This is a genomic window from Desulfatiglans parachlorophenolica, assembly GCF_055394735.1.
The window spans coordinates 4,187,633-4,208,339 of the sequence record NZ_AP042460.1 but is presented as its reverse complement, the minus strand read 5'-3'; the positions used below and the strand labels follow the sequence as shown (position 1 = coordinate 4,208,339).

Annotated in this window: 14 protein-coding genes; all 14 read left to right on the top strand. The window is 54.8% G+C overall.

Annotated elements, in window-relative coordinates; translation table 11 throughout:
* The first annotated feature begins 2 nt into the window (after positions 1 to 2).
* The 14 genes from ACZ500_RS19545 (at position 3) to ACZ500_RS19480 (ending at position 20,702) form a co-directional block, all read left to right on the top strand.
* Entirely contained in the window at positions 3 to 5,435 is a 5,433-nt protein-coding gene (locus tag ACZ500_RS19545; protein WP_464229131.1) for a PAS domain S-box protein, read from the top strand.
* 893 nt (positions 5,436 to 6,328) lie between these two features.
* Positions 6,329 to 6,673, top strand: coding sequence for an STAS domain-containing protein (locus tag ACZ500_RS19540; protein WP_464229130.1), 345 nt, complete (start codon positions 6,329 to 6,331; stop codon positions 6,671 to 6,673).
* Between the two features lie 51 nt (positions 6,674 to 6,724).
* Positions 6,725 to 7,540 carry a glycosyltransferase family 2 protein gene (locus ACZ500_RS19535; protein ID WP_464229129.1) on the top strand — a complete coding sequence of 272 codons (816 nt, stop codon included), beginning with the start codon at positions 6,725 to 6,727 and terminating at the stop codon, positions 7,538 to 7,540.
* Entirely contained in the window at positions 7,537 to 8,610 is a 1,074-nt protein-coding gene (locus tag ACZ500_RS19530; RefSeq protein ID WP_464229128.1) for a hypothetical protein, read from the top strand. Before ACZ500_RS19535 ends, ACZ500_RS19530 begins: the two co-directional genes overlap by 4 nt.
* Positions 8,611 to 8,618: 8 nt before the next feature.
* Positions 8,619 to 9,557, top strand: coding sequence for a phosphotransferase (locus ACZ500_RS19525; protein ID WP_464229127.1), 939 nt, complete (start codon positions 8,619 to 8,621; stop codon positions 9,555 to 9,557).
* A gap of 72 nt (positions 9,558 to 9,629) precedes the next feature.
* The gene (locus tag ACZ500_RS19520; RefSeq protein ID WP_464229126.1) at positions 9,630 to 11,003 is read left to right on the top strand and encodes an O-antigen ligase family protein; all 1,374 of its coding nucleotides are present in this window, start codon (positions 9,630 to 9,632) and stop codon (positions 11,001 to 11,003) included.
* A gap of 19 nt (positions 11,004 to 11,022) precedes the next feature.
* A complete protein-coding gene (locus ACZ500_RS19515) occupies positions 11,023 to 12,606 on the top strand; it encodes an oligosaccharide flippase family protein (protein ID WP_464229125.1) in 1,584 nt (527 codons plus the stop codon).
* A 206-nt stretch (positions 12,607 to 12,812) separates the two neighbouring features.
* Complete coding sequence (locus ACZ500_RS19510; RefSeq protein ID WP_464229124.1) at positions 12,813 to 14,984, top strand: GumC family protein; 2,172 nt, start codon at positions 12,813 to 12,815, stop codon at positions 14,982 to 14,984.
* Between the two features lie 209 nt (positions 14,985 to 15,193).
* Positions 15,194 to 16,438 (top strand): glycosyltransferase family 4 protein, encoded by a 1,245-nt coding sequence (locus ACZ500_RS19505; RefSeq protein WP_464229123.1) that lies wholly within the window; start codon positions 15,194 to 15,196, stop codon positions 16,436 to 16,438.
* 73 nt (positions 16,439 to 16,511) lie between these two features.
* Positions 16,512 to 17,603 (top strand): glycosyltransferase family 4 protein, encoded by a 1,092-nt coding sequence (locus ACZ500_RS19500; protein ID WP_464233088.1) that lies wholly within the window; start codon positions 16,512 to 16,514, stop codon positions 17,601 to 17,603.
* Positions 17,600 to 18,007, top strand: coding sequence for a hypothetical protein (locus tag ACZ500_RS19495; protein ID WP_464229122.1), 408 nt, complete (start codon positions 17,600 to 17,602; stop codon positions 18,005 to 18,007). The genes ACZ500_RS19500 and ACZ500_RS19495 overlap by 4 nt, the downstream gene beginning before the upstream one ends.
* Positions 18,008 to 18,041: 34 nt before the next feature.
* Positions 18,042 to 19,190, top strand: coding sequence for a glycosyltransferase family 4 protein (locus tag ACZ500_RS19490; protein WP_464229121.1), 1,149 nt, complete (start codon positions 18,042 to 18,044; stop codon positions 19,188 to 19,190).
* Complete coding sequence (gene udk, locus ACZ500_RS19485) at positions 19,190 to 19,831, top strand: uridine kinase (RefSeq protein WP_464229120.1); 642 nt, start codon at positions 19,190 to 19,192, stop codon at positions 19,829 to 19,831. The genes ACZ500_RS19490 and udk overlap by 1 nt, the downstream gene beginning before the upstream one ends.
* Before the next feature lie 100 nt (positions 19,832 to 19,931).
* Positions 19,932 to 20,702, top strand: a complete 771-nt coding sequence (locus ACZ500_RS19480; protein ID WP_464229119.1) for a sugar transferase — start codon at positions 19,932 to 19,934, stop codon at positions 20,700 to 20,702.
* The last annotated feature ends 5 nt before the right edge of the window (positions 20,703 to 20,707 follow it).

Below are 20,707 nucleotides of genomic sequence, written 5' to 3'. Positions count from 1 at the left end.
TTATGACAAAGCACATATCCCGTAAAGGCATCTGGGGAGGCCGCCTGTGGCGGCCGGCTCTCCTTGCGGCAATCCTCATAGGCGGCGCGCTCTGCGCCTGGTGGTTGACCGGCCGGGCCGACCGTGACATGCGCGAGAACCTGCTCCGCCAAGCGCGACTCGTAGCCAAGGCGGTGGATGTCTCACATATCCAGGCCCTCACCGGCACCAAAGCCGACCTCGACTCGCCCGAATACCTGCGGCTCAAAGCACAGCTCGGCGCGGTCCGTTCGGCCAACCCGCAATGCCGCTTCCTCTATCTCATGGGGCGCAGAACAGATGGGACGGTATTCTTCTTTGTGGATTTGCAGGATGATGCCAAAGAGGATACTCCCCCGTGTCAGCCGGGCGAACCCTATGAAGACGCAAGCGCTGAGCTTCAGGATTGTTTTGTTTCCGGGAGATCGTTCGTTGAAGGACCTATGCCGGATAAGTGGGGCTTTTGGGTCTCTGCCATCGTCCCACTGACCGACCCGAATACCGGTGAGGCCATCGCCGTGCTGGGCATCGACATCGACGCCCGGGACTGGAAATGGAACGTGGCCGCCGGGGTTGCGCTGCCCGGGGGGCTCGTCCTGATACTACTGATTGGCCTTACCGCAGCATTGTTTGCCTCCGGGCGCGCTTCCGCGTCGCCCAAGCCGGTCCTGCGGCGTTTGCTGCCGGCCCTGGCGGTCCTGCTGTCGCTGCTGTTCGCCGCCGGGGGGGCGCTTTTGTGGTACCAGCATCGCGAACGACTGAGCGGGAGAGCGGCGGTGGTGTGGGCCGAAGTCGAGCACGAGCTGCAACGAACCTTGGAGCAGCAGGCCCGGGAGCTGGCCGCGGCAGCGCAACCCATTGCCATGGATGCCCGTGTGCGCCAGGCGATCCTGAGCTGTGACGCGGAGCCACTGCTTTCCGACTGGCGCGACTTGTACGAAACGCTGCACAGGGAAAACAACCTCACCCACCTCTCTTTCTTCGATCAAAACCGCATCTGCCTGCTGCGGGTCCATAACCCTGACAAACGTGGAGACACCATCGACCGTTTTACGGCCATCGAGGCCGAGCGCACCGGCCGGACCGCCTCGGGCATCGAGTTGGGGCTACCGGGTACCTTCACCTTGCGGGTAGTGCAGCCCGTCCTCGACGGCCGGACATTACTCGGCTACGTGGAATTGGGCAAGGAGATCGATGATATCCTGGAGACGATTCTCCTGCACCGGCCCGGCACCGAGGTCGCTGTAACCATCAGAAAGGAAGCGCTCGAGCGCGAGACCTGGGAAGCGGGCATGCGCATGCTTTCACGCGAGGCCGATTGGAATCGCCTGACCCACTCGGTGATCATCTACACCTCGCAAGGCCGCCTGCCCGACGCCTTCGCGCCGCTGGCCGACCACGACCCGGCGGGCGGTCCCGGCCAAGGCGCGACGGATTGGGAGATCGCCGACGAAGGCAAAGTCTGGCGCGTCATGGCGTCACTCCTCAAAGACGCCTCTGGCAAAGAAGTCGGCTGCCTTCTAGTCATAAACGACATCACCGCCATGAAGGCCGCCTTCAACCGCGATATGGCCCTGACGGGCGCGGCCAGCGCGGTCCTACTGGCGGCGCTCCTGGCACTGGTTTTCGTGATGCTGCGCCGCACCGATGCAGGCATCCGCGCTCAACAAGCGGAATTACGTAGGAGCGGGGAGCACCTCACGGCCACGCTGCGCTCCATAGGCGATGGAGTGATCGCCTGCGACGATGAGGGGCGGGTTACGAGCCTCAACCTTGCTGCCGAGGCCCTCACCGGCTGGAGTACCACCGAGGCGGCGGGACGGCCCTTGGAAGAGGTTTTCCATATCATCAATGCCCAGACCCGCGAGACAGTCGACAACCCGGTGGCGCACGCCCTCAAAGAGGGGGTGAATGTGGACCTGGCCAACCACACCGCGCTTCTCGCCCGGGATGGTGCGGAATACCAGATCGCCGATTCTTGTGCGCCCATTCGCGACGCCTCCGGGGCCGTCATCGGCGCAGTGCTCGTGTTCCGCGACGTAACCAAAGAATACCGGCGGAGGGAGAAGGCTCGCTTCGACTTGAAGTTTCGCAGCCTTGTCGCCGAGACGTCGGCACATTTTGTAAACGTGACCGACAGCGATTCCTTCGACGAGGCGGTTGACGCGATGTTGGCCGGACTCGGCGATCTGTTCCAGGTGGACCGCAGCTACCTTTTCCGCCTCTCCGAAGATCTGTCCACCATGGACAATACCCATGAGTGGTGCGCCTCAGGAATTACAGCGCAAGAGGACCGTATCCAGCGGTTTTCCTTGGACGGGCTGCCCTGGTGGAAAGCCCGAATGCTCGAATTGCGTCCCGTACAAATTACCCAGGTAGGTACGCTCCCCGCTGAGGCGGCAGCAGAAAAAAAGGAGTTCCAATTCCAAGGTATTCAGTCCCTGCTCTGTCTGCCGATCTGTGACAACCATAAGAAGCTGATCGCATTTTTGGGGTTCGATGCCGTATACGCACCTCATATCTGGCCGGAGGAGCAGATCGACATGCTCAAGGTGCTCGCGGATATCATCGGCATCACCATCGTCCGCATGGAAGCCGCTATCGCCCTGGCCGAGAGCGAACGGCGTTTCATGGACGTGTTGTACGCCTCCGACGATGCGATCCTGCTCATCAGCAAGAATACGTTCGTCGACTGCAACGAGGCCACCGCCAGGATGCTGGGTTACAACACAAGGGAAGAGTTCCTCCAGACCCATCCATCGGAATTGTCACCCCCGGAACAGCCTGACGGGCGAAGCTCCTTCGAAAAGGCCGAGGAGATGATGCAGTTGGCCTTAGAGAAGGGGTTTCACCGGTTCGAATGGATACACCGACGGGCCAATGGTGAAGATTTTCCCGTCGAGGTGTCTTTAACTCCGATTGTTCATGAGGGACGGACTCTCCTCTATTGCATCTGGCGCAACATTACCCAGGAGAAGAAGTCCCAGACGGCTCTCCACAACGCCCACGCTCGCACGCGCGCCCTGATGGAGTCCGTTCAGGCTGGGATTGTAATGATTCGCGCTTCGGACAGGATTATTGTCGAGGCCAATCCGGCCGCGGCGCGTATGGCGGGAGTCGAAGTCGATGACCTGGTCGGGAAAATCTGCAACCAGTACATTGGTCCCGCCCAGCCGGGCAATTGCCCCGTTTTTGATCTTGGCCAAGAAATGGACAACGCAGAGCGAACCATCCGCCGGGCGGACGGCACGCTTGTTCCAGTCTTGAAAACGGTCACACGTGTTCGTCTCGAAGGCGAGGAACACCTGCTGGAGAGCTTCGTCGATATCACGGATCTGCAGTCGGCGCGCAATGAGCTTGAGAAAACCAACACCGCATTGAAGGCGTCCATTGCCCGTGCCAACGAAATGGCCAGGCAGGCCGAGATGGCGAGCATCACCAAGAGCGAATTTCTAGCCAACATGAGCCACGAGATCCGAACGCCCATGAACGGCGTGATCGGCATGACCGAACTGCTCCTCGACACCGAACTCTCCGAGGAGCAACAGCGTTACGCGGAGATCGTCCGGTTCTGCGGCGAGTCGCTGTTGTCGCTCATCAATGACATCCTGGACTTCTCGAAGATCGAGGCCAAGAAACTCGATCTGGAAACCCTGGACTTCGATCTGCAAAGTCTGCTGGACGACTTTGCCGCAACCATGGCACTCAAGACGCACAACAAGGGCTTGGAGCTGATCTGCGCCGCCGATCCGGACGTGCCGACGCTGCTTTCGGGCGACCCGGGCCGTCTGCGCCAGATCCTCACCAACCTGACAGGCAACGCTGTCAAGTTCACGCAGCAAGGGGAAGTCGCGGTGAGGGTTGCCCTCGCACACGAACAACCACAAGACGACAAGGGGGTCCTGTTGCGTTTTTCCATACGGGACACAGGCATTGGCATCCCGAAGGACAAAATCGGAATGCTGTTTCAGCAGTTCACCCAGGTCGACGCCTCGACGACGCGTCAGTTTGGGGGCACGGGTCTGGGCTTGACCATTTCGAAACAGTTGGCCGAGATGATGGGTGGATCTATCGGCGTTAACAGCGTCGAAGGAAAAGGCTCGGAATTCTGGTTCACAGCGCGCTTTGGCCTGCGGGCGGAAACGGCGCAGGCGGAGACGCACCTCACCGAACTGCGAGGAGTGCGCGTGCTGATCCTGGACGACAACGCCACCAGCCGTGAAATCCTCACCATCCGCCTCACTTCCTGGGGCATGCGCCCGGAAGAGGCCCCCGACGGGCCATCGGGACTGCAGGCACTCCAGCGCGCCCTGAGCGAGGGCGACCCCTTCCAGTTGGCTGTGGTCGACATGCAGATGCCCGGGATGGATGGCGAAGCCGTGGGCCGAGCCGTCAAGGGGGACACCAAACTGGCCGATACGCGCCTGGTGATGCTCACTTCGCTGGGGACCCGGGATGACGCGAAACGTTTCCAGGAGATCGGCTTTTCCGCATACGCGGTCAAGCCGATCCGTCATGAGGAGCTTAAGGAGGTCCTATCGCAGGTTCTCGTCAGCGGCGCAGAGCATACGATTCAGCCCATCGGGACGCCCCACACGGCCCGAGAGGCAATGCCCCGGTTTGCGGACGGCAAGACCCGCATCCTGCTGGCCGAGGATAACATCACCAACCAACAGGTAGCCCTGGGCATTCTAAAGAAGCTGGGCCTTAAAGCCGACGCCGTAGCCAACGGGCGCGAGGCCATCGAGGCGCTCAAGACCCTGCCTTACGACCTGGTGCTCATGGACGTCCAGATGCCCGAAATGGACGGTTTGGAAGCCACCCGGCAAATTCGCAATCTCCAATCATCTCGAATCCCGAATCGGAACATTCCCATCATCGCCATGACCGCCCACGCCATGCAGGGCGACCGCGACAAGTGCCTTGAAGCCGGCATGAACGACCATGTGACCAAACCCGTTTCGCCTCGAGCCTTGGCACAAGCGCTGGAGAAATGGCTGCCGAGAGAGGCATCAGGCTTTAGGAGTCAGTATTCAGGATTCAGAATCCATGAAGATTTATCACCAAGTACTCAGCACGAAGGAGTGATTTTCGACCGAGTCGGCATGCTGGAGCGAGTGATGGGAGATGAGGAACTGGCCGCTGAGATTATTGAAGCATTCCTGACGGACATGCCCCGGCAGATCAAGGGCCTGCGGGAATATCTGGAGGCCGGAGATGCCGCAGGGGCTGAGCGCCAAGCCCACACCATCAAGGGCACATCGGCCAATATGGGCGGCGAGGCCCTGCGGGCCTTGGCCTTCGAACTGGAGGAAGCAGCCAAGGCTGGTAACCTTGAGAGTATGAAAACGCGTCTGGATGAGCTGGTCGCGACCTTTGAAGAGTTGAAGCAAGCCATGGAAGGAGAAACATCATGAAAACACTGCTTGTCGGGGACAGCTTCACCGTCTGACTGCTGCAGGGCCTCCTGAAGAGTTGCGGGCTATGCAACATCGCGGTTAAGGGCAAATAGGGACTGAAGGCTGCGCGCGAAGTGGGAAAACTCTACTTTAGAACCTCCCATCAAGGTAACAGTAACCACCACTAGCGAAAATTTTTCACAAAAGATATGCCATGTAAAGAACCATGAAGTCGACCATTTTATGAGGGAGACTAAAATTCTAACCTGCTTTTCAAGTTTCTAAGCCAAATCAGCCTATTGACACATTTAAGGGAAAAGGATGGGGAGAACTCTTCTTTGAAGAGCATAAAAACAGGGACTTCAATCAGATCATCATCGATATCATATGGGAGAAAAAAGTCAATTTAAGACGGGAGGTATGTTATAAGAGATTCGGCGGCAAAATCCTCGAACTCTCTGTGACCGGTTCATTCCTGAGAAAACTCAATAGGATGGCCGGCATGGTCGTGCTGATAAACGATGAGACCGAATTGCATCTGGCCCATGAGAAGGAAAAGGCTGCCCTGGAGGAAAAACAGCGATCGAGCACATAAGGGCGATCTGAATGTGGACAGTATGCCTGGGAAAGGGACTCGAATGATCATACGTATCCCAGAAGGTGTGCCCGTGCATGCGTGATGAGAGGAACCGGGGAACACTGTAAGGAAGGATGAGTATGAGAATTGCGAGTTTCGAATAAACAATTGGAGTTCCAAGCAAAAGTCCATTTTAAAACTTGTGGTACAGCAGTTTTGATTCGGTCTATCTTGATACTCGCTTGATTTGATCATAGACAAAGAATAGATTGAAAATCAGCTAAAATCTTGCATATTACAACGAAACACCCATTGATAAGATGAGCTGGATCGAATGGACATCATTGTTGAGAGCGTCGATGGTATAACGCTCATTCAGCCATTATTTGAATCCATCAACTTCGGCAATGTTGGGGAATTCAAATCCAGAATCAAGGGACACATGAAACCCCACAGCAGAATAGTCCTTGATATGCAGGAAGTGATGTTTGTGGACAGTTCCGGAATTGGGGCAATCCTTTCCTTTAGCAAAGCCATGGCCGCTGCTGAAGGTTCTCTGAGTCTCTGTTCTTTGACCGAACCGGTACAAAATCTGGTCAAACTCGTTCACCTGAATCGGCTTCTAGAGATCTACCCCACAAGGGAAGCGGCTACGAGATCACTGGCGACTAAACCCTAAGAGGAGTGACATATCGTGACGCCGTGCATTGTCATGCGATCTCACAATGACATGCCCCTCATTCAAGAAACTCTCGAGGCGCTTCACCGGCAGGACCATCCTTTTCGGCTCATGGCCTTCGACAACGATTCCACGGACGGCACCCTCGAAGAACTTAAACGATACACCGCCGACATCGAGACCGTTCCTCGGGGGACCTATGTGCCCGGCCGGATTCTAAACCGTGGCATGGCCATGTCCACAGAAGAAAGGGTGGTTTTTCTCAACTCCGATTGTACGCCACAGCATCCGGAATGGCTTCGGAACCTGCTCCGGAGCTTTGATGCAGACCGGGTTGCTGCGGTCTTCGGAAGGCAAATCCCCCGTCCGGGCTGCCACCCGCTCCTTGCCAAAGATACAGAAAACACCTATGGGGATGGCTCTCGGCAGGCCTACTGGCGGCATTGCTTTTCCATGGCCGCATCGGCCATTGACAGATCCGTCTGGGAAAAAATGCCTTTTCGGGAAGAGATCCAATATTCGGAGGACATTGACTGGACTTGGCGCGCAAGGTTAAATGGGTGGCACATCCGCTATGTACCGGATGCTGTGGTGATGCATTCCCACAATTACACTCTCAAGCAGTTTTACCGAAGGCACTACGGAGAGGGTAAAGCAGAGGCCATTATATTCAATTGGTCGCCTTGGGAGAGATCTTTGCTGAGATATTCTTTGGCACCGTATGTCAGCCAGGTTATGAGCGACATCCGATACAGCGTCGTCAAAGGAATCTTGGGGGCTGCGGTCTATTCACCCGTCCTTCGCATGGCCCAGTTGCTGGGCCGAAGAAAGGGCTTCCGCGCTGGGCTACAGGAGCATGTACCTTGACGATACCTTATACCAGGGATGGGTCCCCCCAATTCAACCAATGGTTGGACCAGACACTAAGGGATTTTGCCGATGAGGTGGCAGGGGTCCTGCGAGACAATCTGGTAGCCTTGATCCTTGGCGGGGGCTATGGTCGGGGTGAAGGCGGGCTCTTGCTCCTCGAGGGCCGTGAGCGGCCTTACAATGATTTAGACTTCGTCCTCATCGTAAAGGATAAAGCCGGTCTTCCCATGCAGCCACTCGATGCCATCCGTCGCAGGTATGCCCAAAAACTCGGCATTCACGTGGACTTCAGCCGACCCTTGACCCTGCGGAATGTGGAGCGATGGCCCCACCGCCTCGTGTGGCATGACTTGGTCAACGGTCACGTGGTATTGAAAGGCCCTCAGGATATCCTCGAAAAACACGCGCCGGCTGTACTGCAAGAGCCACTTCCCCTCATCGAGGCCACACACCTCCTTCTGAACCGCGGAAGCGGGGTCCTGTGGGCCAGAGCCGTGGTTCGGGGAACCAAACATACCTCAGAAGAGGATTTTATACGCCGCAATTTCTACAAATGCGCTCTCGCACTGGGGGATGCCCTCCTTATCGCCTATGGACGCTTTCAAACGGCCTATTTCAAAAGGGATCGTATTTTTTTTGGGCTCTCCGGCGATCATCCGGATGTGGCCGCCTTGGAACTTCAGGGACTTTATGAAAAGGCCTTGAGATTCAAATTCCGACCCGATGCCTTTGCCTCTGAAAACCTTGAGGAAAAGGACCTCCAAGACTTAGCCCATCGATGGGGCGCCGTATTTCTGCACGTTGAACAACGCCGAACCGGGAGGCTGTGGAAAGGGCTGGACCAATATGTTCACTGGAAGGGACTTCGAGAACCTGAAGAACATACATTGATGGGAATCCTCCGGAACATCCTTCGAAATCGTCAGATGGGGATCTGGTCATGGCGTTATCCGCGTGAATCGCTCTACCGTCGGCTTCCCGCTCTCCTGGAACTGACCCATGGATCTGTTTTTGACTGGCCCGGGGAAACCAGCCGTTTTTTACAGGTTTGGGACCGTTTCAACTGAGGATGGCCATGACAGTCGACTTAATGCGGAATTTCGGAGAAGTCCTTGGATTTCCCGTGCTCTCACTTCAGTTCATTCAGGAAAACAAATACTGCGCCATTTATCGGGCAAATACGCCGAATGGCCTCAGGATCATCAAGAAATACCATGGTGGAGACCCTACCCTGGCCCGGGAGGAAGCCAAGGCCCTCGATTTCTACCATGATCTGACCCTCCAGGATCCAGACCTTCTGAGGTCCGGGAAAAGCCTCCTCCGGGAAGGCAGGAACCTGCTGTGCATTGGCTTTGTGGAAGGGGATCCCATGAGCGATGTTCTGTGCCGGGCCAGACGCGACCCGGTGTTGCAGGCTCAGATGGTGAGGGTTATGGGGATCCTGGGCCGGGTCCTTCGCAAGATGTACGACCAGACCAGGGCACCGGGGGCGGAAACATCCCCTTTTATTTTCGAATACATGGACTATTGCTCCGGAAGGCTGGAACAGGCTGTTTTTTTTTCAATGTTCTTCAGGGGACTCCAGAAAGAGGCCAAAGCCCTCGGATGGGAACTGGCGGGCGCCGACATCGACCCATCTTTTGTACACGGTGACTTTGTTTTCAAAAACATCCACATTCAGGGGGACCGAGTGGGGCTGATCGATTTTGCCAACACCAACCCCCGCAGTCACCCGTTGAACGACATCTACAACCTGCGCATAGCTCTCAGCAATATGGTGCTTCCCATTCGTTTCAAAAAAAGGCTAATGACGGGTCTATACGAGGGCTTCGGCAGGGTTTTCTTCCCGGAAACAGCCCATCGTTTCTACTATGAATACCATCGCAGGCGGTGGCTGATGCTCAAGCTCCTTTCCAAAGGGATCCGTGACCGTGTTCAGGGCATCCGGGGCCATTTCACTTTTGCCCGGCCCTTTGCGGAGCACGTTAGTCGAATCTGTGCAGACCATGCATAGCCCGGTGCTCTGAAATATCACCCACTTTCCTTTCCGCTATGCCAGGCGGGCGAATACGGAGGCCGAAGGCCCTTGACAGTCGCTTCTTTATTGGGCATCGCCACCTTCCTTCTGGGGGTCCCCTTTGTAACCGGGGCCCTGTACGCCCTGCCGCAGCTGCGCCGACTCATGCTGGGCATCATGGTATTCACCACCTGCCATGTAAAAAAACCCTTCTACATGGAAGTCTTTTTTGAGGCCTATCGGGGGGTGGACAGGGGGTTTGCCGTCACCATTCCAGATCTCCTCTTTTTCGGTTTCTTTTTCTGGTTGCTCATGGGGGGCAGCCATCAGAAACTGATCCTCTGGCCGTACAATTCAACCCTGTGGCTGCTCTTGATTGCCATCTCGTTCTTGTCTCTCATGGGCGCCAAGATGCCCTATTACGGCCTCTTCACCATCCATAAATTCATCCGCGCGCTTATCTTATACTGGGTAATAGTCAATATCGTCCGGGACAGAAAGGACGTGGATATTGTACTCACGGCACTCATAGCGGCGGTCCTCTTCCAGGGCCTTAATGTGTTTTTCGACAAATACCTCACTCGGGCGGTTGTGAACCGTTCCGTTGGAAGCTTTCCGCATCCCAACACCCTGGCCATGTACATTGATCTCATCATTCCCACCATCCTGTCGCTGATCCTTTCAGGCTTCCTCACGAAAATGAAAAACCGCTGGGCAGCGGCGGCGTTGTTTGCAGGGATGCTCTGTGTGGTGTTTTCCAAATCAAGGGCCGCTCTAGTGATCATGATAGGCGCGTTGTGCGGGGTGGCGATTATCTCCATTCTGATCAAGCCAACAGCCCGCAAGATGAAGATCATATTTATCGGATTTCTCCTGGTGGATATGGTCGGGGTCGCCGTGGCCCCGCGTGTCATCAAGCGCTTTCAGAGCGCTCCGGAAGCGTCTGAACAGACCCGGAAGTATTTCAATTACGCGGCTCAGGCCATGGCCCGGGACAACCTCTTCGGCACCGGTATCAATTCCTATTCGTGGATGCTGGAGAATACGGATTACTATTGGTATGTCTATCCAGACGCCCTGAACACCGTTGACGACCCGGATGAGTTCAAGGAAAGCAAGCAGGGGCAAAGCCGCCTGGGAACGGCCCATCACATCTATTTGCTCTTCGCCGCCGAGACCGGCTGGGCAGGGATGTGCATCTTCGTCTTATTCATTGGTCGCTTCTATCTCTGTAACATCATGTTGCTTTTCAAGACCCATAACGAATATTACCAGACGATCCTGTTAGGTCTGCTGCTTGGGTTTACGACGCTCCATCTCCAAGGACTTCTGGAATGGATCTTTCGTCAAACTCAGGTCCTGTATCTTTTTTTCCTTTTATCCGGGCTCATGGTGGCCATTGGCAATATGCCAAAGTGGGATTCGGCCCAGATGTCCGCCTGATCTGACCAAAGAAAATCAAATGAACGACCAACAAGAATCCAAATCCGCATCCAACCATACCTCACCAAGTACACGGACCCGAAACCGTTCCCGCTACATCCTTACCAATACCCTTTCCAGCTATGGCAGGGACCTCGTTGACACCATCACCTTTTTGGCCCTGATCCCCTTTATTATCAAGGCCCTGGGAAGCGAGGCGTTTGGGCTGTGGTCCCTGATCTGGTCTTTTCTGGCTTTTTTTGAACTGGCCGACTTGGGGTTTGGGGCCTCCGTTGTCAAGTATGTCGCCGATGCGAGGGGTCGGGAGGACTCGGGCCGGCAACAGGCTGTTGTCTGCACCCTCTTCTGGATCTACGTGGCCCTTGGGGGCCTCGTGATGGCCGGAGTAGCCGCGAGTCTTCTCTTTTTCAACGAGGTCTTTAACATTCCCGTGAATCAGGCTGAATCGGCTAAATCGGTCCTCCTGATCATCGGCGCCCGTTCAGCCCTTTACATGCCTTTGGGCATGTTCCGAGGGGTCCTTGTAGGACATCAAAAAATGAAAGTAGCCAACGGCTACAAGGTGTTGGGCGGACTCGCCTACTTTTTCGGTGTCATCCTGTTCCTGAGCCGAATTCCCGATCTATGGGTCCTGGCAGTCATCAATGCCGTCATGGGTGTGCTCCCAATGTTTGCCATGCTGGTCCATGTGAGGATCACCGTACCGGACATGAGGCTGCACCCCAAATACTTTGACACGTCACTGGTCCGGGAGCTTTCCTCATTTTCCATCTATTTTTCGCTGATACAAATCGCCGGGCTTATCGCGACGCGCGTGGATGCTATCGTGATCAAGCTGTTTATGCCCCTTGAGATGGTGGCCATCTATTCGGTTGGCATTCGTCTTTCCGGAAAGGCGGAACAATTCTGCTCTCACCTGGTCAAGGCCCTGACGCCGGTAGTGGCCGAACTTCACGGTGGACAGGACCATCAGAACATCCGCGCGCTCTGGTATCGAGGCAGCAAGCTGACGATCGCATTTGCCACGCCGCTCCTGTTGGGCCTTGCGCTTCTGGCCGAACCCCTGATCGTTTCGTGGACCAGCCCGGAATTCAGTGCCTCCGCCCCTGTCTGCCAGTGGCTGGCAGCCGCTGGCATGGTGGCAGTCGTTCACGGGAATACGGAAAACCTGCTGAGCATGAGCGGGCACCAGAGGTTTTTGGCCTTTTCCATACTCGGATGCCAATTTCTCAACTTGGCGTTGTCTCTTGTCTTCATCCATATCAACGGCATCACTGGGGTGGCCATGGCGACATTTATAGCGTATGTACCTGTTTATGTAGGATTGATTCAGATCCGTGCCTGCAAAATTCATGGAAAATCCCCGTGGGACTTTTACCGCAGCACCTTTTTTCCCAGCGTCGTTCCCGGACTCGCCATGGCCGGTTTCCTCATCGGGATCAAGCAATATTGGCTCTTGACTAGTTTGTTGAAAGTAGCCATAGTGGAATGCCTTGGCATACTGGTCTTCGCCGGACTATTCTGGATGATCGGTTTCAATTCGATAGAACGAAACTACTTTAAGAAAAGGATATTTTATCGCATATTTCGCCCCAGATCTTGAAGTTAAAGTGTCATACTGTCACAAAATAAAAAATCGTTTAGTTTTGTTCGACACAAAAATCATATTTTAGTTTAAATATTTTTCAATCTTTACATTTTTTATCTTCCTACGTTCATTTGCAGATTACTTACTATTAAATGTATGATACCAAGTTATCATATAAATATCATCATTTACTAATCCATTTAGCGTAAGAGGAAAAGGGGATGGCGGATACTCCAACGCCTGAAACACTAGGGACTACAAGCGGCTTTGCTTTCGAACCGCTGACCATCCTCATTGGGGTGCTGCGTCATTGGAAAATTTTCGTCCTTTTTTTTATCTTATCAATCCCTCTTGGCGTATTGGCAGCCATCACTTTCGGCACCCGCATCTGGGAAGCCGAAACTGTCATGCTATACAACCCCAGGGATCTGGGAGATGACAGCGTTCTTAGAAATCCGCCCCTTGAAACCCAGATCCATATGGTAAAGATCCTATCCAATCTTGAAGTTGTAAGGGAAAGACTGCAGCTCGCCACCTCTCTCAAGGCTTTGGCCGCCGCATGTGATATTTACGTGCAACGAAAAACGGCCCTCTTCTTTATCAAAGTCAAATGGGACGATGCTCAGCAGGTTGCGGCTATCGCCAACACCCTGAGAGACGTTTTCCTGAATCACCAACTTGAACTGCTAAAGAAGGCAGCGGCCAGGGAGCTGCTGGCGCTGGAGGTTCGTTTTCGCAATGTCACCGAACAGCTGAAGAGAGACGATCAGAGGCTTCAGGAATTCATATCCAAAAACAAGATCGTTGATCTCGATCTGGAGGTAAAATGGAATCTGGAACAGTTGACGTCCCTCGAACTGCTCCTATCCAACTCAAGGGTCGATAAGGATACGCTGGCCTTGCAGCAGGCCAACCTCGAGGAGAAAATACAGTTCTTGCAAGCGGAGGCGGCAAAGGAAAAGGCAGCGGCTGCGCAGACCACCGGCCTGGCCGACCTGAACATACGCATCGAACGTCTTCGAAGGGCTATCTATGACGACAAAGTCCAGCGGGCGGATAACGCTGACCTGGTCAAGACCGAGCTCGCCTTCCAACGAGCGAAAAAGTTGTATGACAAGGGACTGATATCCAGGGCCGACTATGACGAAACCCACGCTGATTACGAAAAGGCGCAGGTCAACGCCCTCGACACAGAGCAAATAACGGAGTGGAAGCGCCAGCTCGGCGTTCTTGAAAAAATGGTAATCCCTGAAAAGGAGAGCTTCAGGTCGGAGGCCGGTACCATGCTTCAGGAACTGCAACTCAAGGCCCTCTCCATGGAGCTTGAAGCAGTTTCCCTTGCACAAAAGGTAAGCCATTTGGAGCAGGAACGGCAACGGGTCAAGGCAAGGCTCGGTGTGTTGACAGACCTGCAGCGACATTACTCCGAACTCATGCGCGAGGTCACGGCAAGGGAAACAGAGAAAATGGACCTGGAAAAGACACTCGCGAAAGTCCGCAGGATCTATGAATCCAATACCTCTGACTTCACTGTGATTTCGCCGGCCAAGGTCCCCCTTTACAGGTATAAATCAAACCGGAAATTGATCGCCATGGCCGTCGTCTTCCTCGCGAACATGATTGGATTGACCATCCTGCTGGGTCTCGAGCTGTTCGATACGACCATCAAATCCGCTGCAGAGCTATCGCAGAGATTCTCTCTCCCTGTGCTGGGGGTCCTTCCCCATATGAAGAATGCGGATAGGCTCTTTCCGGATGACAGGGACTTCGCCCTTATCGAGCCGTTTCGCATTATCTCCCATCGCCTGTTGCAGCATGTTCCGCAGTTGGGAGCCCGCATCATGATCGCAAGCGCCGAGAAAGCCGAGGGGAAGACCATGGTGGCTGTCAACCTGGCAGCTGTCCTGGGCCGTCAGGACAAGCGCGTGCTGGTGGTAGACGCTCAGGTACGTGCGCAGGAAAGCGAACGTGATCTTCGATACCTGATATCGGAAAAGAACAGGCCTCTGACCGGTCTCGGCGAATATCTTTCGTTTCAGGCGGATAGTGTTCAGGACATCATCTGGCCCACTATGCTGCCGGGTGTTGAGTGTATTCCCCATGTGGAACAGGCTGTTATACCTGATCTTTTGGCCTCCAACCGTATGCGGGAGCTACTTGATGAGACCCGTCAGAACTTCAGCACGATTATTATTGACGCACCTGCGGCGAATCTCTATGTGGATGCCGAGCTGATTGCTGGATTGTGCGATGCCATCCTTTTTGTGGTGCGCAGTCGCACCTGTCCGGCATCACTCCTGAAAAAGGAGATTGAGCGGCTTAACGGATCGGGTACGCCCATTATTGGATTTATTTTAAACGGTGTGGATAATCTCTATCTCAACAGGGTTTGAACGTAATGCCGAGTGCTGGACATACTCTTGATATTGGTTACGGGATGCTGATGATAGGAGTTCAATCCCTCCTATTCCCTGCTGCTCCCTGCCGGCTGGATGATCGCTTGTATGGGTAGGATGAATCGGGCACTGTAATGCCTTGAATCGTCAGACTTCGGCTCGACCGCATTGAGCCTGCCATTCCGAATTTTATCGAGAAAATTCCTATGAACATTCTACAAATACCACGACGCTTTGTCAGAAGCCACTGGGGGGGCACGGAGACGGTAATCCTCGAGACCTGCAAACGTCTTCTGGAAATGGGGCATCATACCGAGATCTTCTGCTCCAATGCCCTGGCGAAGGCGGATAGAGAGATCATTGGGGGCGTTAAAATCAGCCGCTTTCCTTACTTCTACCCCTATTTCGGTCTGTCTGCAGACGCTAAACATCTTCTGGACAGAAAAGGGGGCAACCTCTTCTCATTCCAATTGATGCAGGCGCTCAAGCTCTATCCGGAGCTGGATTTGGTTCATCTGCATACGGCCAAACGACCCGGTGGGATCGGCCGCTACGTGGCCATAAAACGCCGCATTCCTTATGTCGTGTCTCTGCACGGCGGTGTCTTTGATGTGCCCCATGAGGAGGCAGGCTCATGGACTGCGCCAGCCACAGGGGCTATCGAGTGGGGCAAGATCTTGGGATGGTGGGTGGGTTCCCGCCGTGTGCTCGACGATGCGGCCGCCATTCTATGTGTAGGACTTGAAGAACAGCGGCAAATCCGCCGGAGATATCCCCAAAAAAAGGTTCTGCACCTTCCCAATGGCGTGGATCCTGACCGGTTTGCCATAGGAAATGGGACGGCATTTCGGAGACGCTTCGGGATTTCCCTGGATGCATATGTCATACTGACCGTAGGTCGGATCGATCCCCAGAAAAACCAGGTGTTTGCCGTAGAAAGTCTGCCTCAGCTAATGCAGATCCATCCTGAAGTCCACCTGGTCATGGTTGGTCCTGTGACCAATGATCCCTACAAAGAAAAGCTGTTTGGACGGATCGCGACGCTTGGCTTCACTGATCGGGTCACGATCGTCGGTGGTCTGGATGCCGGAAGCCAGGAACTGGTGGATGCCTATCACGGGGCCGATGTCTTTTTTCTTCCGTCGGTCCATGAGCCTTTTGGCATCGTGATTTTGGAGGCTTGGGCAGCCGGCCTCCCCGTCATCGCGACCCGGGTCGGTGGGATACCCTCTTTTGTCGCCGACGGCCAGGACGCTCTCCTGTTTGACGTGAATGACACGGCAGGCCTGTCAAGGGCGGTCCGGCTATTGAAAGAACAGCCGGAGACATCTTGCAAACTCTCGACCTCGGGCCGGTTGAAGGCCAGAAACCAATATAGTTGGGACGCCGTTACTCGATCCCTGGAAAGGATCTACGAGGAGGCCGTGCGTGAAAATCCTTTTCGTCAATGAAATCTGCGGCTATTTCGGCGGCGTGGAGCAGAACCTCGCCGACACCGCATCAGGGTTACGCGCCAACGGTCACATGTGCTTCCTGGCTCACGGAAAAACTTCAACCCGCGATCCAGAGGCGTATAGGGTCCTCTTTCAGGGGGTGATCCCTTGCCGTGATTTAAACACCAGCCAAGAGACACCTTCAGCGCGGCCTCTTGCCGATATTATTAAGCGCGTCCATCCCGATGTTGTTTACCTTCACAAGGTCCCCCACATCGCACCATGCCTAAACCCTTCAGTAGCGCCGCGTGTTGTGCGAATGGTCCATGATCACGACCTCTGCTGCCCGAGACGACACAAGTATTTTATCCACAGCGGCCGGATCTGTCACAGCCCAATGGGCCTTCGATGCTGGCTCGATGGAGCGTTTATCGCAAGAAGCCCTGCATCCCCGACAGGGTTCGCCTTTGTCGATATCCACCGAAAACGCCGTGAAATGCGGCGGAACTACAGGCTTGACGCCATCCTGGTAGGAAGTCGTTTTATGAGGAACGAACTCCTTCAAAACGGTTTTCCTATGGAAAAGGTCCATATCCTGCCGCCAGTCGTAAAAATGACACCCGTCCATGTGACGCCCCTTCCGAACGCGCCCCGAGTCCTGTATGTTGGTCAACTGATTCGCGGCAAAGGTGTGGACCTGCTCATCAAGGCCTTGCATCGGTTGACATGCGACTTCACGGCCATAATCGTGGGGACCGGCAATGCGGAGCCCGGACTCAGGGCGCTCTGCAGAAAACTAGGTCTTGACGGCAGGGTGAGTTTCCGGGGTTGGATCCCGAACAATGCGCTGAAGGCGGTTTATTCGAGCGCCAGGGTCGTCGTCGTCCCGTCGCGCTGGCCCGAACCCTTCGGTATGATCGGGCTCGAGGCCATGCAGCATGCAAGACCCATTGTGGCCTTTGCCGTAGGGGGCATACCGGATTGGCTCGAGCACGGCGCCAACGGACTATTGGCCCCCGAACAAGATGTGGGGGCCCTTGCCGCCGCCATAGAAGCGATCCTTACCAATACCTCCCTCGCCGCCCAAATGGGGGAAGGGGGGCTTCATTTGGTCCACACCCATTACGCCTTCGACCGATATTTATCCGATGTGGAAGCTCACCTGAGGGGAGACACGAAGTGACCGGAACGGCAGACAAAGACCCTTACCTCCATGCGGTGATGCAACGGCTCAGCCCGAGCATCCGCGATTCTCTGACCCCAGCACAAAAGGCTGCCATTGAAGAAGCCCTGATGGAAAGCCACCCGAAAAAAAGCCATCTTTTAGATCTTCGTCTCAACATTCCACTCTTTTTTGGGCGGTATTACCTGGTTTTCCTGATGGGAAGGGACCGCCGTATCGCAACGCGCCGGTCGGAAATGAGGCGGCAGAAGAGCCTCTATTTCTCTTCGATTGCCCTCTTTTGTCTGATGTTCTTATCTCCATTCGTCATAATTATTCTGTTGATTGTTTATGCTGTCAAATCCGCTCTCGGCATCGACTTATTTCCGGATTGGCATTTTAAAGATATGCTAAGGCTTTGGTAGGAACAAGGCATATGTCAACATAGGAGTGCCTCCAATGAAGATCGGCATAACCACCTTTGGCGGTGACGGCGGAAAGTCAGGCATCAGCCAGTACATCATTCGACTCCTAAGGACCTTTGACCTAATGGCTGAGGGGATAGAGTTCGAAGTCATGGTCTATGAAGACGAGCAGTCCCTATTTGTACCGTCTTCATCGGGCATGCAACCTCTCTGCTTTACAAAGCAGCTCCGAAACCCCGTCGTTAATCTGGCATGGCATCAGACGGCTTTGCCTGGATGGTGCCGGAAAAAAAGATACGACGTCCTGTTTCTCCCCGCGGGCAACCGGCGACTTCCCCTCAGGGTCCCGTGCCCAACTGCGGGCACCGTCCATGACTTTTCCAGCATCCATGTGGCGGAGAAATACGATCCGCTCCGAATGTTCTACATCAAGCGGCTTCTGCCATTCTTGATCCGCAGACTTACCATGGTCCTGACTATCAGTGAGAGTAGCAAGCGGGATATCGTCCAGTATGCCCGCGTGCCCGAGGATCGGATAATGGTCATACCCCTTGGCGTAGACATGAACACTTATCTCCCAAGAGATCGGCAGTATTGTCTGAAGGGGATAGATCCAAGATACCGAATTCGAGCCCCCTATGTTCTTTATATCTCCAGGATCGAGCATCCCGGGAAGAATCATGTGCGCCTGATCCAGGCCTTTTCGCGTCTCAAGTCCCGGACCGGAGCCCCTCATCAACTGGTCCTGGCCGGCAGTGACTGGTTTCGAGCCGAAGAAGTCCACCGTGAAGCGGAACAATCGCCTTATGCCCGCGACATTCTTTTTACCGGATTCGTGGCGGCGGAAGATCTCCCGCTGCTCTATGGAGGCGCCGATCTGTTTGTGTTTCCCTCCCTTTATGAGGGATTCGGCATGCCGATCCTGGAATCCATGGCCTGCCGCATTCCAGTGGTCTGTTCCAATCTCTCCTCCCTGCCGGAGGTGGCAGGGGATGCTGCACTGCTCTTTGATCCGTATGACGTGGAGGACATGGCATCGATTATGGAAAAGGTCCTCCTCAGCAAGGAACTTAGAGAAACCTTTGCAGAAAAGGGATGGCGGCGGGCACAAGGCTATACCTGGGAAACCACGGCCCGAATGACCATCGATGGCCTTCGCCGCGCTGTTGAAAGGGTTCTCTGATGGGCAATCGGCCTTACATGGTGGGAATCGGAGGACCTTCATGCTCCGGGAAATCATCCATCGCCCAACACCTCAAGGCGGTCTATGCCATGCAGCAGACCGTGGTCCTCTCCCTCGATGCCTATTACCACAACCTTTCGGACCTGAATTTAGAAGAGCGTGAGCGGCGGAATTTTGACCACCCCGCGGCCTTCGAGATGAATCTGCTCTACCGACAGGTGGAAACCCTGGCACGGGGAGAAGCGATTGAACAGCCTGTTTATGACTTCACGACCCATACGCGCTTACCGGACAAAACACGGGTAGTCCCCGGGGCAATAGTGGTGGTGGAAGGGCTTTTCTCCCTTTACTGGGAACCTGTCCGTCGCCTTTTCCACACCCTGGTCTTTGTGGCAGTACCAGAGGATATCCTTCTTCGACGTCGGATCGATCGGGACCTCAGCGAACGGGGCCGAACCAGGGATTCCGTGCTGCGTCAGTATGAAGAAACCGTAAGGCCCATGACCTTCAAATACGTGCTTCCCACCCGTCCGTTTGCCCACGTGGTGGTAAGCGGCGCAGATCCACTTGAGACGACTGTAGGGCAAATTATCGCGCATATTGGGGCCGCATCGGGAAATCCGTTGTCGATCGAGCCTTAAAGATGAAAAAAGGACCCTTTCCGAATAGTGATTATTGACAACATGTCGCCCCTTGAAAGGCCCTGAGGCCGTCGCCTGTAAACCTATGACCGAGGATACGATGTGGACTGAAGAAAATGATCGAGCCGTTCGTCCGGTTCCCGACGCGCAGCGGGTGATCCTCATGGAGGAACTTTACCAAAGATACGGCGCCCACACAGGCCCTGGCGGACTTGGGCTAAAGCTCCGTTACTGGCGGAAAAAATACGCCTGGCTCCTGGTGGTGGGAGGTGCCAAGACACTCAAACGGGGCATGGACATCCTCGTTGCAGGGATTTCCGTTCTTCTCTTATGGCCCCTCTTTTTTGCTATTGCTCTGCTCATCAAGTTGACCGACGGCGGGCCGGTCCTCTTCTGGCAAACCCGTGTTGGACAGTATGGACGCGAATTTCCCTTCCCGAAATTCCGGTCGATGGTTGTGAATGCTGAGCAGTTGAAGGACGCGCTTCTGGATCAAAGTAACCACAAAGACAGCATTACTTTCAAAATGAAAAAAGACCCGAGAATTACCTGGATCGGCCGCATCATACGTAAACTGAGCATCGACGAACTGCCGCAGCTCTGGTGTGTTCTAAAAGGGGACATGTCTTTGGTGGGACCCAGGCCACCCATACCCAGGGAGGTGGCGGAGTATTCTCTGAGAGACCGACGACGTCTGGATGCCGTACCGGGCCTGACGTGCATCTGGCAGGTCAGCGGTCGGGGGGATATTCCGTTTCGGGAACAGGTGGAACTCGATGTTCAATACGTCGAGAGCCAGAGTCTGTGGCTCGACCTTCGACTGCTTTTTCAGACAATTCCGGCAGTGCTCCTGGGTAAGGGGGCCTATTGAATCGA

Bases quoted from the DNA above. Each gene is read 5' to 3' on its own strand.
- ACZ500_RS19525 (WP_464229127.1), top strand. From the start codon at position 8,619: ATGACAGTCGACTTAATGCGGAATTTCGGAGAAGTCCTTGGATTTCCC.
- ACZ500_RS19535 (WP_464229129.1), top strand. From the start codon at position 6,725: ATGCCCCTCATTCAAGAAACTCTCGAGGCGCTTCACCGGCAGGACCAT.
- ACZ500_RS19510 (WP_464229124.1), top strand. From the start codon at position 12,813: ATGGCGGATACTCCAACGCCTGAAACACTAGGGACTACAAGCGGCTTT.
- udk (WP_464229120.1), top strand. From the start codon at position 19,190: ATGGGCAATCGGCCTTACATGGTGGGAATCGGAGGACCTTCATGCTCC.
- ACZ500_RS19490 (WP_464229121.1), top strand. From the start codon at position 18,042: ATGAAGATCGGCATAACCACCTTTGGCGGTGACGGCGGAAAGTCAGGC.
- ACZ500_RS19480 (WP_464229119.1), top strand. From the start codon at position 19,932: ATGTGGACTGAAGAAAATGATCGAGCCGTTCGTCCGGTTCCCGACGCG.
- ACZ500_RS19500 (WP_464233088.1), top strand. From the start codon at position 16,512: ATGTGCTTCCTGGCTCACGGAAAAACTTCAACCCGCGATCCAGAGGCG.
- ACZ500_RS19545 (WP_464229131.1), top strand. From the start codon at position 3: ATGACAAAGCACATATCCCGTAAAGGCATCTGGGGAGGCCGCCTGTGG.
- ACZ500_RS19515 (WP_464229125.1), top strand. From the start codon at position 11,023: ATGAACGACCAACAAGAATCCAAATCCGCATCCAACCATACCTCACCA.
- ACZ500_RS19505 (WP_464229123.1), top strand. From the start codon at position 15,194: ATGAACATTCTACAAATACCACGACGCTTTGTCAGAAGCCACTGGGGG.
- ACZ500_RS19540 (WP_464229130.1), top strand. From the start codon at position 6,329: ATGGACATCATTGTTGAGAGCGTCGATGGTATAACGCTCATTCAGCCA.